A 17540-nucleotide genomic window follows, 5' to 3' on the forward strand; every position below is an offset into this window, starting at 1 on the left:
ACAGCACCTCCAAAATTTTGATGGACATCAGCAGAATCTGTCAAATTCATACTATTTTAGCAATATTAAGCTGATATTAATTTCATGTTAAGAATTCTCTGATACTATTAAAATAGGTATAATAGCCTAGAAGTGAATTCGACGGCACGGTTTTACAAATATTTCCCAATAAATGGCGATGGCATTTTGTCGCTGTTAGGTAGGCCGGTCACAGGAAAACCCAAAAATCCGTCTTGCCTTAGAGCGCGCTCAAAGGTTTATGCTAATGACATGAAGTGATTGGTATCAATTTTTAATGGAGGGAAATGTGCATGGATGATCGGTTTACAAGGGGTACAGTGAAATTGTCGGAAGTCGATGGAAGTGTTGGCGAGCAAGTTGTGGCCCCGCTTGGTGATTTGGGAAAGTATATTGTTGAATTCGCGTTTGGGGATATTTATTCAAGGGATGGATTAAGCTTAAGAGACAGAGAGATAGCCACAGTGGCTATGCTCACCGTTTTGGGGCATTGTGCGCCGCAATTAAAGGTTCACCTGGCCGCTGCCTTAAATGTCGGTATCACCAAAGAGGAGCTGGAAGAGATTATTATTCAAACGGTGCCATATTCCGGCTTTCCAACCGCAATCAATGCCTATCATTTGCTAAAGGAAATAACCAACAAATAGCAAGGTTTGGTGCAATGGTTATAATTCCACAAGGACGGTATAATCAGGAGTATGGAAAAATTTATCAGTATACAACAAATTGCAAAAATAACCAATCTATCGGTTCACACTCTCCGTTACTATGAAAAAATCGGATTACTTGCTGGGGTAGATCGAAATGAAAGTGGCTATCGACAATATTCGGAGAAAGATCTTTCTTGGATTCATTTTTTAATCCGTTTGAGGGAGACCGGTATGTCAATTTCTGACATGAAAAAGTTTTCCGATTTACGCAGTCAGGGAGAGAGTTCGATTAAGGAACGCCGTGAATTGTTAGAGGAGCATCAGCGGAAGGTTACTGCTCAAATTGAAGGGCTTCAGGAGAATCTTAAAAAAATAGTGGAAAAGATCGACTACTATAAAGGAATGGAGGACCCAAACACATCCAACTAGGTCACGTTCTGGCCGATGCCGGGTGAGTCAGTTTATACCAAAACCACTCGATACTTTTTAGCAACAAAAGCAAGAAAAAGCTGTTCGACTAGGAACAGCTTTTTTGCCTATTTATAAATTAATTCGTACCCGGTATATCCAATCGTTTCATCAATCCATGCTGTAAAGGATTTGGGAATATCCTTTTTACGGGACGGGTCATTCGTATAATAATTAATGGTCCCATTTTCAGAATCGACGGTTGCCGCATAGGCATATCGGTCATTAATCATAATGATGCCCCTTAGCTCGGTGGCCACCCCTCTGACAAAGCCTTCGATCACTCTGGCATTTAGTCCGTCAAGATCCTGTCCTTCTGAATAGGAACCCATCGTATTTAAAAATAATGGATAATCCTTTCCGACGGCAGACCTAAAGATGTCATCTTCCTGTTTATTTTGCAGAATCCCCTGTTTAATCAAATCGGTTTGAATATTTTTCCCGCCTCTATCATAATCTCCTTCAAAAACCGCACCTGCTCCGGCCCAGTATTGACATGCATCATTTTGGGAAATATGAATTTGACTTTTGGAAATATCGAAGTCCAACTGGCATCCAAATTCTGATTCTGTAAATACCGCTTTGGTTCCTTGAATCGCAGCCTGGCCTTCCAGATTTCCAATATTGCCACCGGCAAAGGTAACCAGTGTAAAATCAAACGTTTCTTTCGTTGCGTTTTTGATTTTCAAGAACCCTTCATAATGGAGTGTATTCCGTGTCCAATCCCCGTCAAGTATGAGGTCCGTGTTCTCCAATTGAATATTGTTCTTTTCATCCGTAATCTGTTCCTCGTTCTTCTCTTGCTTTTCCTTATCCATTTCCTGTTCCTTTGGACTGTCGTCCGTTTGCATGGGTTTTGCAGAAGCGGGAACAGGCTTGTCTTCTTGATAGAACCGTTCATATCCAAAGTATGCTCCCCCGCCGACGAGTCCAAGCAAAATTAAAGCCATGAATAATTTTGTTTTCAACGTCCTCTCCCCCTTAAGTACATAGACCTATTTTGGAATACATCTCCTGGCTCTAAATATACGGGTGATACGACATAATATCTATTAGGTGTCACATCTCAACATTATTTTACCACAATTTTCTATTTGGTCAGGCTGTTTATCCTGTATGCCGAAAATTTTTTGAAGGGGAGGAGGTGGGCGGAAGTGAAAAAGGGGAAAGGGGGCCGGCAAACATAAGTGGGAGTTTTCCTTAATTGGGATAACGAAAAGGGGCCGGACCCCGCAACCTGTGAGATCCAACCCCTGATTCCTTGTTAAAACCGATATACTCTAGCTTCATAAGGATTTAAAGTAAGTTTTCTGACTTTTTTATGCCTAGGAACTTCATAGTTATGAAGCAACAGGTTCCGGTACTCCAATGATATGCCCGTGAAAGTGGCCGGCTTTAACGAAAGATTTGCGATCACCACCGCTCTTTCCGTACCCAGTGCACGGATGTAAGCGTAAATCTGCCGGTGATTTCGCTGCAGTAAATGATAGGTGCCGTAGGTAAATACCTCGTTGGCTTTCCTTAAAGTAATTAAGTTTTTATAAAATTGCAGGATTGAATGGGCATCGTTTTGCTGTGCTTCGACATTGATGCTCCGGTAGTTCGGGTTCACCCCAAGCCAAGGGGTCCCGGTGCTGAACCCGGCATTTTGTCCGTCCGACCACTGCATCGGCGTCCGGGCATTGTCGCGGCCTGATGCCCAAATCATCTCCATGATGTCCTCATGGGGAACGCCCGCGGCCCGCTTCAAACGATACATATTTTTCGCAGAAACATCATTATATTCTTCTATATTTTCAAACATGACATTCGCCATTCCAATTTCCTGTCCTTGGTAAATAAACGGGGTCCCCTGCATCAGGAAGTACATCGCTGCAAACGCCGTCGCGCTTTCTCGCCAGTACTCTTTGTCATTTCCCCATGTGGAAACCACGCGGGCTTTGTCATGGTTCTCGATAAACAAGGCATTCCAGCCCTTGTTTTCCAAGGCTTTTTGCCAGCGGGACAGAACAGCCTTCAACTCGATGATATTGAGCTGCTTCTTCTTTTCTGCATCCCAAAGGGCGAGATGTTCAAATTGGAACACCATATTAAATTTCCCTTTGTTTTCACCGACCCAAAGCTCCAAGTCTTCCTTATCCTCGACCGTCACGCCATTCGCTTCGCCGACGGTCATAATATCATACTTGGCAAACGTTTCTTCCTTTAATTCCTCTAGAAACGTGTGAATTCCGTCGACATTCATCATTTTTTCAAAGCAGGGGACGTAGGGGAGGTGCTTTGGGTTTGGCATATCGTTAAAGCCGGGTTCTTTCTTGATATGGCTGATGGCGTCCACCCGGAATCCGTCAATGCCTTTGTCGAGCCACCAGTTAACCATGTCATAGAGAGCGTTTCGAACCTGTGGGTTCTCCCAATTGAGGTCTGGCTGCTTTTTTGAAAAAAGATGCAGATAATACTGGCCGGTTTCTTCATCATATTCCCATGCGGGACCGCTAAAAATGCTTTCCCAGTTATTCGGTTCTTTCCCGTCCTTGCCGTCCCGCCAGATATACCAGTCGCGCTTTGGGCTGCCCTTGGAGGAACGGGATTCGATAAACCAGGGGTGTTCATCGCTGGTGTGGTTGATAACCAGATCCAAAATCAGTTTCATGCCTAGGCGATGGGTCTCGGCGAGCAGCCGGTCAAAGTCGTCCATCGTCCCGAACTCAGCCATAATCTCCTGATAATCGCTGATATCATAGCCGTTATCATCGTTTGGCGATTGGTACATCGGGCACACCCAGATGACATCAATCCCTAAATCCTTCAGATAATCGAGCTTCGAGATGATTCCCGGGATATCCCCAATCCCGTCCCCGTTGGAATCCATAAAACTACGCGGATAGATTTGGTAAGCCACGCATTTTTTCCACCACTGTTCATGTTTTTCCATTTCACCGACCTCCTTACGATTAGATATCCTCACTATACCACGGCCATTCCCCAACCGTACTAAAAGTTTATAGCACCGGGGAACATTAAATTTAGAGGCAAAAAGTCTGCTTTCCATGATATTTAAGAAATTTTTAATCTTTCATTAATGGGCTGTTAAAGGCTTTTGCCTATGATATTCCTGTACCATGAATTTAATGAGTGGAACTCACCGCAGTTCCTATTGGAGTGCCATTGAACTCCTTTCATTTTGTGAATAGCTCTTCACATGAGGCAACTATAAGTTCAGCCAAAAAGAAATTTAATCAGGAAGTAGTGTGGAGAAGATGTCGATTCGTTTACGGCTTTTATTATCGTATCTTGCTATGATTCTTGTGCCGGTGTTTTTTGTTGTTTTATCCACACTTTTAGTGGCCTTGCTTTTTAGAGGGGATATTAAAGAGCTAAAAAACATTTACTTACCCCCGGAACATGAACAACATATGACAGCACAAGATCAATTATTGATCGATCTGCACAAGGAAACCATCAACAATCCAGGACTCTTTTTGGATCAAACCTATTTGAAAAAGATTGACCATCAATTGTATCAAGTGGAAAGCACCTCGTTGGTTGTAAGAAAGGCGAATAAAATCATTTACCTTCCAGAGAAATTAAAAGGGTTAGAAACAGACGAACTTCCCATATTCGGTTTGTTTGGTGAAATAGAACCGGTTGAACGGGTCGCTCATCAGTTTGTGTCCATTAAAAAATTGGATTTCTATTATCCTGACGGTACAGAGGGCTCGTTATTCTTTATTACGGATGCCAGCAGCCTAGCCAAATTTGTCCGAACCTCCTTCCCAATCCTATTTATCGCTTTGATCATCATTTTAATCGGCACCAATGGGCTGCTGACCTATTATGTGTCAAGAAGTATCATTCGGCCGATTCGGGGACTGCAGAAAGCGGCACGTCAGATGAAAGAAGGGGACTTGACGCTTCCCATTCCGGTGACTTCCAAAGATGAAATCGGGCAGCTTGCCCAAGGTTTTGAGGAAATGAGGGTCAGGTTACAAGAATCGATTGAAATGCAGCTGGCCTATGAAGAAAATCGCAAAGAGTTGATTGCTAACATTTCTCACGATTTAAAAACGCCGATTACAACCATAAAAGGATACGTGGAGGGGATACGGGACGGGGTGGCTAACAGTCCGGAAAAGTTGGACCGGTACGTCCAAACCATCCTGTCGAAAGCAAACGAGCTCGATCACATGATCGATGAACTGTTTTTGTATTCCAAGTTAGATTTGCAGCGGCTTCCTTTTCATTTTGAAAAAATTCATTTTGACCAATATGTTCGGGATTTCGTGGAGGAACTACGGTTCGATGTAGAAGATAAGCAGGTGAAAGTGGACTTGCACATAGAACAACAGGAGGATTTTCCAATTATCGGTGACCGTGAGAATATGAAACGGGTAATTACTAATATTGTAGAAAATTCATTGAAATATAATGATAAACCGGACAAACGGCTTGTCTTCCATTTATCCGCATCCGGTTCCCATGTTCTTTTCAGCATCTCGGACAATGGGCCGGGGATTTCCGAGGAACATTTACCCTTGATCTTTGACCGGTTTTATCGTGCCGATGTGGCACGGGGAACCCAAAAAGGCGGGAGCGGATTGGGATTATCCATTGCCAAGCGGATTATTGAAGAACATCATGGTTCGATTTGGGCAGAAAGTCAAAAAGGAATAGGAACCACTATTTCCTTTACATTAGAAAAAGCAGGTGAAGAGCAATGAAACAGGTGTTAATTATTGAAGATGATCAGAGCATTGCCGAACTCGAACGGGATTACCTGGAATTGGACGGATTTACAGTAGAGATTGCTTTAACAGGCAACGAAGGATTAGACCAAGCATTGACCAAAGAGTTTGATTTGGTGCTGCTGGATTTGATGCTTCCAGGGGTCGATGGTTTCCAAATCTGCAAAGCAATCCGGAAGGAGAAGGATATCCCCATCTTAATGGTCTCCGCCAAAAAGGAAGACATTGATAAAATCCGCGGGCTAGGGCTCGGGGCAGATGATTATATTGTCAAACCGTTTAGCCCGAGTGAACTGGTAGCAAGGGTAAAAGCGCACCTCGCGCGCTATGAAAGATTGATTGGCAGGGAACCGCAAAATGAAGGTATTTTGATCCGCGGCCTCAGGATTGACCCGGTTTCAAGGCGGGTATATGTCAATGATCATGAGGTGGTGTTTACCACAAAGGAATTTGATCTGTTAACCTTTTTTGCCCTCAATCCGAACCATGTGTTCAGCAAGGAACATTTATTTGAAAAACTATGGGGCATGGATTCAATGGGAGATATCTCTACTGTGACGGTACACATCCGGAAAATCCGGGAAAAGATCGAAGCGGATCCGTCCAACCCTCAATATATCGAGACCGTGTGGGGGGCCGGGTACCGGTTTAAGGGGTAATGACAGTTATCCGTTTTGTAAGGAAAACGAACTAGCTTGTAGGGAGGACTATTATGTTATCAAAATTTGATTATATGGCATTCCAATGGATCAATCATCTGGCGGTCAGTGAGCGGATGTTTAATCCGTTTATGGTGTTCTTGGCGGAGAAAGCAGAGTATTTATTTTTTGCCGGACTTCTTTTTTATTGGTTTTATCAAAAATCGGAGAACCGGAAAATGGTGGTAGAAGCTTGTGTGTCAGCTTGTTTGGCTTTAGGCGTAAACGTGCTGATTGGCTTGTTGTTTTATCGTGACCGGCCGTTTGTTTCCCACCATGTCCACTGGCTAATTGATCATGTTAAGAATGCCTCATTCCCGAGCGACCATGCGACAGCGGCATTTGTCATTGCCGCTTCCATTTGGATTTGGAGGAAACGGGATGGCTGGTTTTGGCTGGTGCTCGCTGCCGGAATCTCCCTGTCCCGCGTCTGGACGGGTGTCCATTACCCATTAGATGTGATCGCCGGAATGGCAATCGGAACAGGGGCCGCTTTCTTGGTACACGATTTATTTTATAGATGGAATAGATTAAATAAGCTTAGCTGGTTTGTGATTTCGTTCTATGAAAGAATCGAAAATGCGGTTCTGAAGAAGACAACCAGGCGGTAAATAGCATCCTGCCCGTGATGAAATACGGTTTTAACATCGTCTATTAAACTAAGAATTTTAATGAAATTTTAATCTGCTATTCATTAGATTTTTAGAGTGATTGCTTACGATGGTATTGAGAACTTAGTAAGTGGATGTTTAGGAGATGGTATGCAATGAATGAACTAAAGAAGGATAAAATTTTGATTCTATCCGCCTCATATGGCGACGGGCATACGCAAGTGGCCGATGCTATTAACGAAGCAATTCATTTAACCCATCCAAATGCCGAGTCCGTTATGATGGATATCATGCAGTGGCTCCATCCGTTCCTTTTTCCAGTCAGTCATTATGTTTACAGTCGAATGATCAAAAGGTTTCCTCAGGTTTACAGTTATTTTTATAAAAAAACCAGGGAAAGAAGCTCTTTCTCAATATGGCTAAATGAGCTTATGACAACCGGTATGGGTTCCATGCTCGAAATGATCAGGAATATGCAGCCTTCTGTTGTGGTGTGCACCTATCCATTTGCAGCGGGCATTATGTCTAAACTAAAGGAAAACCGACTGGTGGATATTCCTCTGGTGACGATTATTACCGATTATACCGACCATTCCTATTGGGTCTATCCGTATACCGACCAATATATTGTCGGATCGAAAGAGGTTGGTGACCGGTTGGTGGCACTAGGGGTAGAAAGCGATAAGATTCAGCATTCCGGTATACCTGTCCATAAAAAATTTGTGAAATCACAGCCGCGTGAGTCCCTCGCGTCAAAATATCAGTTGAATCCCAATACCTTCACTCTTCTGATTATGGGAGGGGGAGAAGGATTCATTGGGAAGGGGTTATCCACGTTTCTGGCACTGGAATATCTGCCGGACTCGATTCAAATCATTATTGTTTGCGGCAGAAATAAGAGACTGAAATTGCGGCTGGAGGAGCAGCTCAGCACCTCTAAGCATCACATTCTGCTTTTGGGGTATTGCGATAATATCCATGAATGGATGTCCCTTGCTGATTTAATGATTACAAAACCAGGGGGAGTCACCACGTCGGAGGCACTGGCTAAGGAACTTCCTTTATTGCTTTACCGGCCGCTGCCCGGCCAGGAAGAAGATAATGCCAAATTTCTAGTAGAGTCCGGATTGGCCCTGCTCGCTGAAAATGATGAGGATTTAATCAGCAAAGTCACAGGCATTATGGAAGATACAAAGCCATTGGATTTAATGAGACAAAGGTCAAGGCTGTTTCATTCCAAATCCGCGTCGCTTGATGCACTTGAGGCAATCATACAGACAAGGCACCTTGAAAATCACCCGTATCCTGCGGTTCCAGTCGGAGCAGGGGTAACTATTTAAAGCGGTTTGACAGTAAAAATAATGAGGAGAACACATATGATACTGACATTCATTCTTTTAGCCATTATCATCATTTATCTATTTTATACCGTGTTCCCTTATTTCCTTACCTTTGGTTTAGGGAAGCACGGATTGCGGCACAGCCGTAAATCTTCCCATATTGCATTTACTTTTGATGATGGCCCAGACCCGGTTTACACACCGTTGCTTCTTGATGTATTGAAAAAGTACAACATTAAGGCCAGCTTTTTTGTTTTAGGTTCCAAAGCCGTCAGATATCCGCAGTTGATCAGACGCATGCAGCAAGAAGGGCATTTAATTGGCATCCATAATTTTGTCCATAAATGCAACTGGCTGATGTTTCCCTGGACCGTTCACCGGCAATTGGAGTCGAGTGCTCGGATTGTCCAAGCGATTACGGGCACTAAACCGGTCTACTATCGTCCGCCATGGGGCTTATTAAATCTGATGGATTTTTTCACCATCAAGCGATTTAAGGTTGTATTGTGGTCCGTCATGGTGGGGGATTGGAAACGAAAACCTGGAAGTGAACAAATTAAGAACCGGCTTCTAAGCAAGATTAAACAGGGAGATATCATCCTGTTGCATGACAGCGGGGATACTTTTGGGGCGGATGAGGATGCCCCGATGAATACTATTCAAGCCTTAAAAGATGTCTTAAGAGAGTTAACTAACAAAGGCTTTACATGTGTAAGGATTGATGAGTTATGAGTTTTTGGCAAAATTGGAGCAAAGAGAAGAAGCACCTGCTTCTGGCCTGTTTGCTGCTCGTGATCTATATATCTCCGTTATTTATTTTAGGGGAGAATGCCCATATCAGGGTTCATGACAATTTGGATTCGAACATCGCCTGGTATCGTGTACTCAATAACAGCGGGCAATTATTCGGAGGCATTGACAGCACAATCCCTCAAATTATCAATGGGCTGCCCCGGAATGCTTTTGGCACGGAATTCAGCGGCATCCAGTGGCTGCATCAGCTGTTTCCATCGATGCTGGCGTATGCTCTGAGCCAAACGATTACCAGGATATTTGCCTTTTTGGGGATGTATCTTCTGTTGAAGCGGCACTTTGTGAAGGAAGAGGAAGCCTATCCGATCCGTGTTTGGGTATCACTGGCGTTTGCCCTGACTCCGTTTTGGCCGTCCGGTATGCTCAGCACCCTTGGTATGCCGCTTGCACTCTGGGCATTTTTGAATATAAGAGAGGGCAAGCACGCATGGAAAGAATGGCTAACCCTAATCTTACTCCCGTTTTATTCCAGCTTTGTGTTGGGATTTTTCTTTTTCCTGTTTGCCATGGGGCTGCTGTGGGCCAGGGATTTGCTTGTCAAAAAGAAATTCAACGGCATCTTTTTGGCCAGCATAGCGATGATGACAGCTCTCTATTTGCTCATCGAGTACCGTCTCGTGTATTCGCTTGTGTTTCCGGAAGCGCCGACCAGCCGCAATGAATTTGTCAGCTCGACCCTCGGTTTTTGGCACACAATCCGGTTGGTTTTTAAAAATTACTTCTTAGGGCATACGCATGTGCTGACGATTCATACACCTGTGATTGTCCCGTTGTCGTTTATCGTTCTTTGGATGTTACGGAAAAAACCAAAGGGCTGGCTGGAAAAACGCTATTATGGCTTGTTTATCCTAAATTTCGTTTTATCCGTTTGGTATGCGTTTTGGTTTTACAAGGGTTGGCAGCCGTTAAAAGACCGGATTTCGCTTTTAAATACGTTTAATTTCGCCCGATTCCATTTTTTGCGGCCGCTGATTATTTATGTCATGTTTGCAGTCGGCGCCTGGCTCCTATGGCGGATGGGCAACGGTAGGAAGAAGTTCGTCAAAGTCTGCCTTGTTCTTCAACTGGTCGTGTTATTTGGGGCAAACGATGAAATTGTCTACAGGGTGGCTGGAAAACCTTCAGTGAAGCAATTTTATGCAACAGAACAGTTTCATGAAATTGACCAATATATTGGGAAGCCCAAAGACAGTTACAGGGTGGCGAGCATCGGCATCCATCCGGCCATCGCCCAGTATAATGGTTTCTACACCTTGGATACTTACAATAACTATTACCCGCTAACCTATAAACATGAGTTCCGGAAAATCATTGCTCCCGAGTTGGCTAAAAGCCCTGTGTTGAAGAAGTACTTTGACACTTGGGGCGGCAGGTGCTATATCTTTGTGGCCGAGCTTGGAAAACATTATGAGTTCAAAAAGGATTCCAAGGTCAAAATCCGCCATTTGCAGTTAAATACCCGTGTATTTAAACGAATGGGCGGACGGTATATCTTCTCGGCAGTACCGATTGGCAACGCAGAAGAGAACGGGTTAATTTTAAAAAAAGCATTTGATCAAAAAGATTCTGCCTGGAGAATTTATCTTTACCAGGTGAAATAAAGGAGTTGTTCATTATGAATAGTCCTGTATTGACAATCGTGGTTCCGTGTTATAACGAAGAAGAAGTACTGGATGTATCAGCAGCGGTACTTTCCAACGTCCTTCAGAATTTAATGAGTGAGCGGCTGGTTTCTCAGGATAGTAAACTCCTGTTTGTCGATGATGGCAGTACGGACCGCACATGGGAATTGATCCAGAATGAATGCGAGACCAATCCCATGGTAACCGGGTTGAAGCTTGCCAGAAACGCCGGACACCAGAATGCGCTGATTGCCGGTCTTGAGACTGCCTCAAAGGCATCGGATTGCGTCATTTCTATTGATGCTGATTTGCAGGACGATATTCACGTGATTCATACTTTTCTGGAAAAGTTCTGGGAAGGCTATGATATTGTCTATGGTGTGCGGGACAGCAGGGAAACGGACACGGTTTTTAAACGGACGACCGCTTTAGGATTCTATAAATTTATGAAAAGGATTGGAATCAACCTAATACCCAACCATGCGGATTTTCGCCTGATGAGTAAACGGGCGTTGGAAGAACTTTTAAAATACACAGAAACCAACCTGTTTCTTCGCGGCTTGGTGCCGCTCGTGGGTTTTCCATCCACTAAAGTTTATTATGACCGCAAAGAGCGCATGGCCGGTGAATCCAAATATCCGCTAAAGAAAATGCTGGCATTTGCCTTTGATGGCATCACTTCTTTTAGTATTGCGCCCATCCGGATGGTTACCTTTATCGGCTTTTTAGCCGTATTGATAAGCGCTGCAGCCGGGACTTATGCGCTGGTGGAGGAAATGCTGGGACACACTGAATCAGGCTGGACGTCGCTCATGATTTCCATTTGGTTTGTCGGCGGGCTGCAATTATCAGGAATCGGGATAATTGGCGAGTATATCGGGAAAATTTATCATGAGGTCAAACGGCGTCCAAGGTATGCTATTGAAAAAGATTTATATTCGCAGCACTTCTTGAAACAGCCAAAAACAGAAGCCGCAGTCAGATAGGAGCCCGTATGAAAAATTCTTTTATCCGGTTTATTATGGTAGGAATCTTAAATACAATCGTGGGGTTGTCGATCATGTACCTTCTTTTGCATGCTGCAGGCTTTTCCTATTGGCTGTCCACGTTCCTTGGCAATTCCGTTGGTGCATGTGTCAGTTTCTTTTTAAATAAGAGTTTTACGTTTCATAGTGAAAATCCGGTCCCTAAGAGTGCGTTTCGGTTCATCATTGTGATTTTGGCTTGTTACTTTGTTTCTTATGATTTAGGAAAGTATATCGTTCTCTGGGTGCTGCACCATAACGATTTTCTCCCTTTGAATGTAATAACCGATTTATCCGTCCTTACGGGAACCGGCTTGTATACCGTGTTAAATTATTGGGGGCAAAAGTTCTTTGTCTTTCCAAAAAGGAATGCGGTAGAATGGGAAAATTATTAGATCATTATATGTTGACATACTAAGGGCCGTGGAAATTGCATACCAGGGCCCTTTTTGTTCTGGGTCCTTTAGGTTTCCGAAGGAATTTAATAAACTTTTAATCTTTCATTAATCAGATGTTAAGGGCTGAAGACTATGATATTCCTGCAGGATTAAGTTAAAGGAGAACTCTAACAGTTGAAAAAAAACCTGTGTTTCAAAACATTATATACCTTATTTGTTTTTATTATTTTGGCTGCTTTTGAGCATATTATCATAGGTTTATTTCCGCCTTTATTTCAATACATTGCAGATGATTTAAAAATAGATTTTTCAAAACTTGGTTTTATTTCGGGTGCGAATATCCTGGTGACGGCACTGTCTTCGATTGTTTGGGGATATCTTTCAGGAAAATTCAAACGGAAAATCCTCATCGTGATCGGTACGGTTATATGGGTCGTCTCAATCTTTTTAACCTCCATCAGTGAAAGTTATTTACAGCTTTTGTGGTTTCAAATGATGACAGGGCTGGGTTTGGGCTGCTTGGCATCCATTGGGTTCAGTGTCTTGACCGATTGCATTCCCTATCATAAACGGGGGCTGGTTTTGAGCTTATGGGGAATGGCCCAAGGTTTGGGGGGGATTATCGGGGCAGGGATGGTGTCCTTAACGGGGGCAAGCCACAGCTGGCGTTGGTCGTTTGAAACAGTGGGCTTTATCGGGCTGTTTCTCATCCTTCTGATCCTGTTTGTGGACGAGCCAGCTAGAGGGGCTGCTGACCCAGAGCTCCAAACGAATGGCGTTTATCATTTTAAAATTGAAGCCAATCAAGTAAAAAAGCTACTGTTAAAAGGCAGCAATCTATATTTATTTTTCCAGGCTTTCTTTTTTAATATTACTACTGGCAGTATGATTTGGATTCCAAGTCTATATGTCTATAAGATGATCCAGCAGGGTTATAAGATGGAAACCGCGGTTATGGCGTCTGGGATTTTTTTCGCCTTATTCCAGCTTGGCGGCATGACGTCTGCATGGTTTGGCCAGCTTGGGGACAAGGCACAAAGGAAGAATGGAAAAGGAAGGGCCAATTTGACCGCCTTTTTCGTCATCCTGACTATGCCCTTATACATGATTTTTTTCTTTCTTCCTATGGACGGTCTTATGTTACCTGTTACTAAAAATCCGCTGGTTATGCTCATGGCGATTTTAAAACAGAATATCGTGAATCCTTGGATGCTGGTCTCGTTTTTATTAGCCTTTGCTGCATCGGCTGCCCAATCGGCCAATACACCGAATTGGCTGGCCTTAATTACTAATGTGAATCTGCCCGAGCATCGGGGAATCGCCTTCAGTGTGGCTAATCTGTTTAACAGTCTAGGAAGGACGATTGGGAACATGGGGGTAGGCATACTTTTGGGAATGTTCTCTCCCCAATTCAAAGAACCATTAAGCTTTATTGTCACATTGGTCCTGTTGCAGGTCTTCCTTATCCCATCTGCTTTTTGTTACTTGAAAATGGGGAAAAGCAATATGACAGATATCGACCATGTCAAAAGGACTCTTAAGGAAAGAGCCGGATAGATTTGATGTTGACCATAGTTGAAACACTAGTAATCTTGATTCTTGGAATCCATTCTTCTAGTTAAAAAATAGCAGTAAGAAAGGCTTGATACCATGACTAAAAAAATTCTGGTAATATCGTCTGACCATACAGGCCATGGACATAAGAGTATCGCTGAAGCTTTGAATGAAAAAATTGGCGTGAATGATAGCATTGATATCCATGTAGTGGATGGATTTTCTTTAGGAGGTTCGGCACTGTTGAAAATCGGTAAGTCCTATGGTCCGATTACCCGATTTTCCGCCCAGCTTTGGAACGCCATCTGGCATATTTCGGCCATGAATTCCTTGCTGGTGGACAAATTTATCGAAGCCATGATCAGAAAAAATTTACTGACTCTATTAGATGAAGTAAAACCTGATCTGATTTTATCCATTCATCCCAATTTCAATGGTTCCGTCATTAACATCTTGCGTAAGGAAAAAAATCAGATTCCTTTCGGCACTCTGATTGCGGACCTTGTTAATATCTATCCGTTATGGGCCGACCCAAGGGCAGATTTTATCTTGAGCCCTACGGTGGAAGCCAAAGAGAAATGTATCGAATTTGGTGTGCCGGAAGAAAGAATCCAAGTGGTGGGCTTTCCTGTTCGCGAGAGATTCTTTAGCAAAACCGTAAATAGGGAGAAGAGAGAATCCGCCTTCCGGTTTTTAATGATGAGCGGTGGGGAAGGTGTCGGCAATATGAGCAGCATCGCCAAGGGACTTCTTGAACATTTCGATTGCACCGTAAGCATCATTGCAGGGAAAAATGAAATGCTGAAAACCGAACTGGAGTCTTCCCTGAAAGGACGGTTTGGGGAACGGGCGCAAATTTACGGGTTCGTCAAGAACATCCAGGAGTTAATGCTAGAGGCAGACATCGGGATTATGAGAGGCAGCCCGAATGTCATGTTCGAAGCTGTCGCCACGAACTTGCCGATTGTCATTACAGGAGCCCTTCCCGGACAAGAAAAAGACAATCCACGGTTCGCCGAACAGCATAATCTGGGAGTTTATTGCCAAAACACTAAACACCTAACCTCCATAATTGAAGGACTAGCAGCCGATAATAGACAGCAATTAACTTCCATCATGCAATCCCAAAAAAACTATATCAACAAAAATGCATCAGAAAACATCCTAAAATTCCTACTCACAGCCGAAAAACAAGAATACATTCCCGTTAAAAAAGGATTGGCCAACCCTTCAACACTTTACTAGAGTGGGGGCCTGTCCCCCACCGCGTTAAAGCATTACTATGGTGGGGGACAGGCCCCTTTTTATGCCCTCCCCTTACAATCCCTCGCTAATTAATTGATTTTCCAAGAATTGATACCATTTAATTGAATAGTAATTTTTTCCTGAAATCTTATAATTCCTAGTTGACGGATAGGATTAGTCTTGTTTATGATATGTAATAGAGTTGTAATTTTGAAAAAATACATTATTTTTAGATTATTAGAAAACGGAAGGCTCCGTCTATAAGTCTTTTCTATTTCAAGCTTTAAGGAGGCTGCAACAGCATGCAGGAATTATTTATTCGAAACAGCAAACAACGTGAGTGGATCGAACGACTGTCCCCATTGGAAGATACATTTAAACAACGAGCTGCGGTGATTGACCTAGAAGGAGGCTTCCCGCATGCGAATATTCAAGCTTTACGAGAATTGGGGTACACCAAAGTTACATTGCCAGAGGAACTCGGCGGCTCAGGATTTTCTCTCTATGATGCGATTCTATTACAAGAAAAGCTGGGAAGTTTTGATGGCAGCACAGCACTATCGATTGGCTGGACATTAATGACGGTAGGCGAATTGTTTGAAAATCGCTATTGGGATCCGCAAAAATTAGCTTTTTTTGCAGAAGAAGTGAACAACGGCAGCATCATTAACCGGGCGGTGAGTGAGGTGGCTACAGGCAGCCCGATTCGCGGCGGCCGGCCGGGAACCAGTGCCAAGTACATAGATGGTAAATGGGTGATTAATGGACGCAAGAGTTATACCACCTGCTCACCGGAACTAGATTACTTCCTAACTTCTGCTTGGATAGAAGAAAAAGAAACGATTGGTTTTTTCCTCATTCCGAAAGAAGCAGAAGGCCTCTCGATTGAGGAAAATTGGCATGTGATTGCGATGCGTGGTACTGGCAGCCATGATTTAGTTTTAAAAAATGTGGTCGTGGAGGAGTCAGACTTAGTCGAAATTCCTGAATACAATACTGGATTTAAACTCAATGGATGGGGCTTGCTGATCCCTGCTGCCTATTTAGGAATCGCCCAGGCGGCCAGAGATTATGCGCTCCATTTTGCCAATACCCATTCACCCAATAGTATCAAAGGTACCATTGCTGGGCTTCCAAATGTGCAGACACTATTAGGTGAGATGGACTTGGAATTATACAAAGCCAGATTTGCCCTTTATGGAGCTGCCGAAGCCTACATGGATGAGGAACGTATTCAAAACATTACGAATGAAGCACTTGTTGCCAAACATATCGTGACCAATTCAGCCATAACAGTGGTTGATAAGGCGATGCGGCTAGTGGGAGCCAAAAGCTTGCAGCTGTCAAATCCCCTGCAGCGCTATTACCGGGATGTTCGGGCCGGACTGCATAATCCACCTATGGATGATTTAACGATTTCAAAAATTGCTCAAACCGCCATTCAACAATATGAATCTAAGGGAGGAAAGAACAATGAAAATTAGTAGGTTTTTAAAAGTGACAGCAACAGGGGTGGCTTTAGCAGCGCTTATCACAGGATGCGGATCAACCACCTCATCTGGCTCAAAGTCGGACTCAGCAGAATCTAAAAAAGAGGTTAGAACCGTAAAAGTGGCATTTGATCAAGGAGGCAAACCTATCGGATATGTGGATGAAAAGGGAAATCCGACTGGATATGAGCTTGAAGTGATGAAATTGGTTGATAAGGAGCTGCCAGAATATAAATTCGAATATGTGCCAACCACAAGTGAGGACTTATTGGTTGGAGTGCAGCAGGGAAAATATCAAGTCGGGGTAAAAAATGCCTGGTTCACAGAAGAAAGAACGAAAAGCTATATTTTTCCTAAAGAATTCCTCGGTCTTAGCGGAGTTGGTTTATTGTTGAAAAAGGATAATGAGGATATCAAGGATTTAGCTGAGTTTGCTAAAAATAAGCTTTCTTTAGCTCCTATTGCGGCCAGCAATGCCCAATATACGATTGTAGATGAATATAACAAAGCCAATCCTGACAATAAAGTCAAACTGGAAGCCGGAGATGCCTTCTCAGTAGATGTTGTTCAGTGGGTAAATGAAGGGCGCGTAGACGGGGGCATCTATTTAGGAGCAACATATGAAAAGCAAGTTCTGGCAAAGGACGGTCCTTATCATAATTTAGCCGATCAAGTTGTCTATAATGAGTTTACTGTTGTCAAAACCTGGCCATTATTCAACAAAAAAGAGCAAGAATTCGCCGATGCCTATGACAAAGCGATAAAGAAATTAAAGGATGAAAAGAAGACGAACGAAATTATGGTGAAATTCTATAATAATGATCTATTCAAATTACTGGATACTGTAAAAAGGTAATAACAAA

General features: G+C 43.3%; 16 protein-coding genes. 14 read left to right on the top strand and 2 right to left on the bottom strand.

Annotated elements, in window-relative coordinates; translation table 11 throughout:
- Positions 1-311: 311 nt before the first annotated feature.
- Together ACY8D0_RS12165 and ACY8D0_RS12170 are read left to right on the top strand one after the other, a co-directional pair.
- Positions 312-665 (top strand): carboxymuconolactone decarboxylase family protein, encoded by a 354-nt coding sequence (locus ACY8D0_RS12165; protein WP_462410769.1) that lies wholly within the window; start codon positions 312-314, stop codon positions 663-665.
- Between the two features lie 51 nt (positions 666-716).
- A complete protein-coding gene (locus ACY8D0_RS12170; RefSeq protein ID WP_462410770.1) occupies positions 717-1097 on the top strand; it encodes a MerR family transcriptional regulator in 381 nt (126 codons plus the stop codon).
- 107 nt (positions 1098-1204) lie between these two features.
- Here the strand turns inward: ACY8D0_RS12170 and ACY8D0_RS12175 are convergent, their stop codons facing one another.
- Together ACY8D0_RS12175 and ACY8D0_RS12180 are read right to left on the bottom strand one after the other, a co-directional pair.
- A complete protein-coding gene (locus ACY8D0_RS12175; protein ID WP_462410771.1) occupies positions 1205-2104 on the bottom strand; it encodes a hypothetical protein in 900 nt (299 codons plus the stop codon).
- Between the two features lie 296 nt (positions 2105-2400).
- Positions 2401-4071: a glycoside hydrolase family 13 protein gene (locus ACY8D0_RS12180; protein ID WP_462410772.1), complete on the bottom strand. Its 1671-nt coding sequence runs from the start codon at positions 4069-4071 to the stop codon at positions 2401-2403.
- Between the two features lie 325 nt (positions 4072-4396).
- On the opposite strand from ACY8D0_RS12180, the gene ACY8D0_RS12185 reads away from it, so the two are divergent.
- The 12 genes from ACY8D0_RS12185 to ACY8D0_RS12240 all read left to right on the top strand — a co-directional run bounded on the left by ACY8D0_RS12185 (position 4397) and on the right by ACY8D0_RS12240 (position 17533).
- Positions 4397-5857, top strand: a complete 1461-nt coding sequence (locus ACY8D0_RS12185; RefSeq protein WP_462410773.1) for a sensor histidine kinase — start codon at positions 4397-4399, stop codon at positions 5855-5857.
- Positions 5854-6540, top strand: coding sequence for a response regulator transcription factor (locus ACY8D0_RS12190; RefSeq protein WP_462410774.1), 687 nt, complete (start codon positions 5854-5856; stop codon positions 6538-6540). Before ACY8D0_RS12185 ends, ACY8D0_RS12190 begins: the two co-directional genes overlap by 4 nt.
- 53 nt (positions 6541-6593) lie before the next feature.
- Complete coding sequence (locus ACY8D0_RS12195; protein ID WP_462410775.1) at positions 6594-7190, top strand: undecaprenyl-diphosphatase; 597 nt, start codon at positions 6594-6596, stop codon at positions 7188-7190.
- Between the two features lie 155 nt (positions 7191-7345).
- Positions 7346-8530 (top strand): MGDG synthase family glycosyltransferase, encoded by a 1185-nt coding sequence (locus ACY8D0_RS12200; RefSeq protein ID WP_462410776.1) that lies wholly within the window; start codon positions 7346-7348, stop codon positions 8528-8530.
- A gap of 36 nt (positions 8531-8566) precedes the next feature.
- Complete coding sequence (locus tag ACY8D0_RS12205) at positions 8567-9262, top strand: polysaccharide deacetylase family protein (protein ID WP_462410777.1); 696 nt, start codon at positions 8567-8569, stop codon at positions 9260-9262.
- Complete coding sequence (locus tag ACY8D0_RS12210; RefSeq protein ID WP_462410778.1) at positions 9259-10944, top strand: DUF6044 family protein; 1686 nt, start codon at positions 9259-9261, stop codon at positions 10942-10944. The genes ACY8D0_RS12205 and ACY8D0_RS12210 overlap by 4 nt, the downstream gene beginning before the upstream one ends.
- A 14-nt stretch (positions 10945-10958) precedes the next feature.
- Entirely contained in the window at positions 10959-11951 is a 993-nt protein-coding gene (locus ACY8D0_RS12215; protein WP_462410779.1) for a glycosyltransferase family 2 protein, read from the top strand.
- 8 nt (positions 11952-11959) lie between these two features.
- Positions 11960-12385 (top strand): GtrA family protein, encoded by a 426-nt coding sequence (locus ACY8D0_RS12220; protein WP_462410780.1) that lies wholly within the window; start codon positions 11960-11962, stop codon positions 12383-12385.
- 177 nt (positions 12386-12562) lie between these two features.
- Positions 12563-13945 (top strand): MFS transporter, encoded by a 1383-nt coding sequence (locus ACY8D0_RS12225; RefSeq protein ID WP_462410781.1) that lies wholly within the window; start codon positions 12563-12565, stop codon positions 13943-13945.
- Between the two features lie 93 nt (positions 13946-14038).
- Entirely contained in the window at positions 14039-15187 is a 1149-nt protein-coding gene (locus ACY8D0_RS12230; protein WP_462410782.1) for an MGDG synthase family glycosyltransferase, read from the top strand.
- A gap of 302 nt (positions 15188-15489) precedes the next feature.
- On the top strand, positions 15490-16671 hold the full coding sequence (locus ACY8D0_RS12235) for an acyl-CoA dehydrogenase family protein (RefSeq protein WP_462410783.1): 1182 nt from the start codon (positions 15490-15492) through the stop codon (positions 16669-16671).
- The gene (locus ACY8D0_RS12240; protein WP_462410784.1) at positions 16661-17533 is read left to right on the top strand and encodes a transporter substrate-binding domain-containing protein; all 873 of its coding nucleotides are present in this window, start codon (positions 16661-16663) and stop codon (positions 17531-17533) included. The genes ACY8D0_RS12235 and ACY8D0_RS12240 overlap by 11 nt, the downstream gene beginning before the upstream one ends.
- The last annotated feature ends 7 nt before the right edge of the window (positions 17534-17540 follow it).

This window comes from Neobacillus camarae (assembly GCF_054950115.1).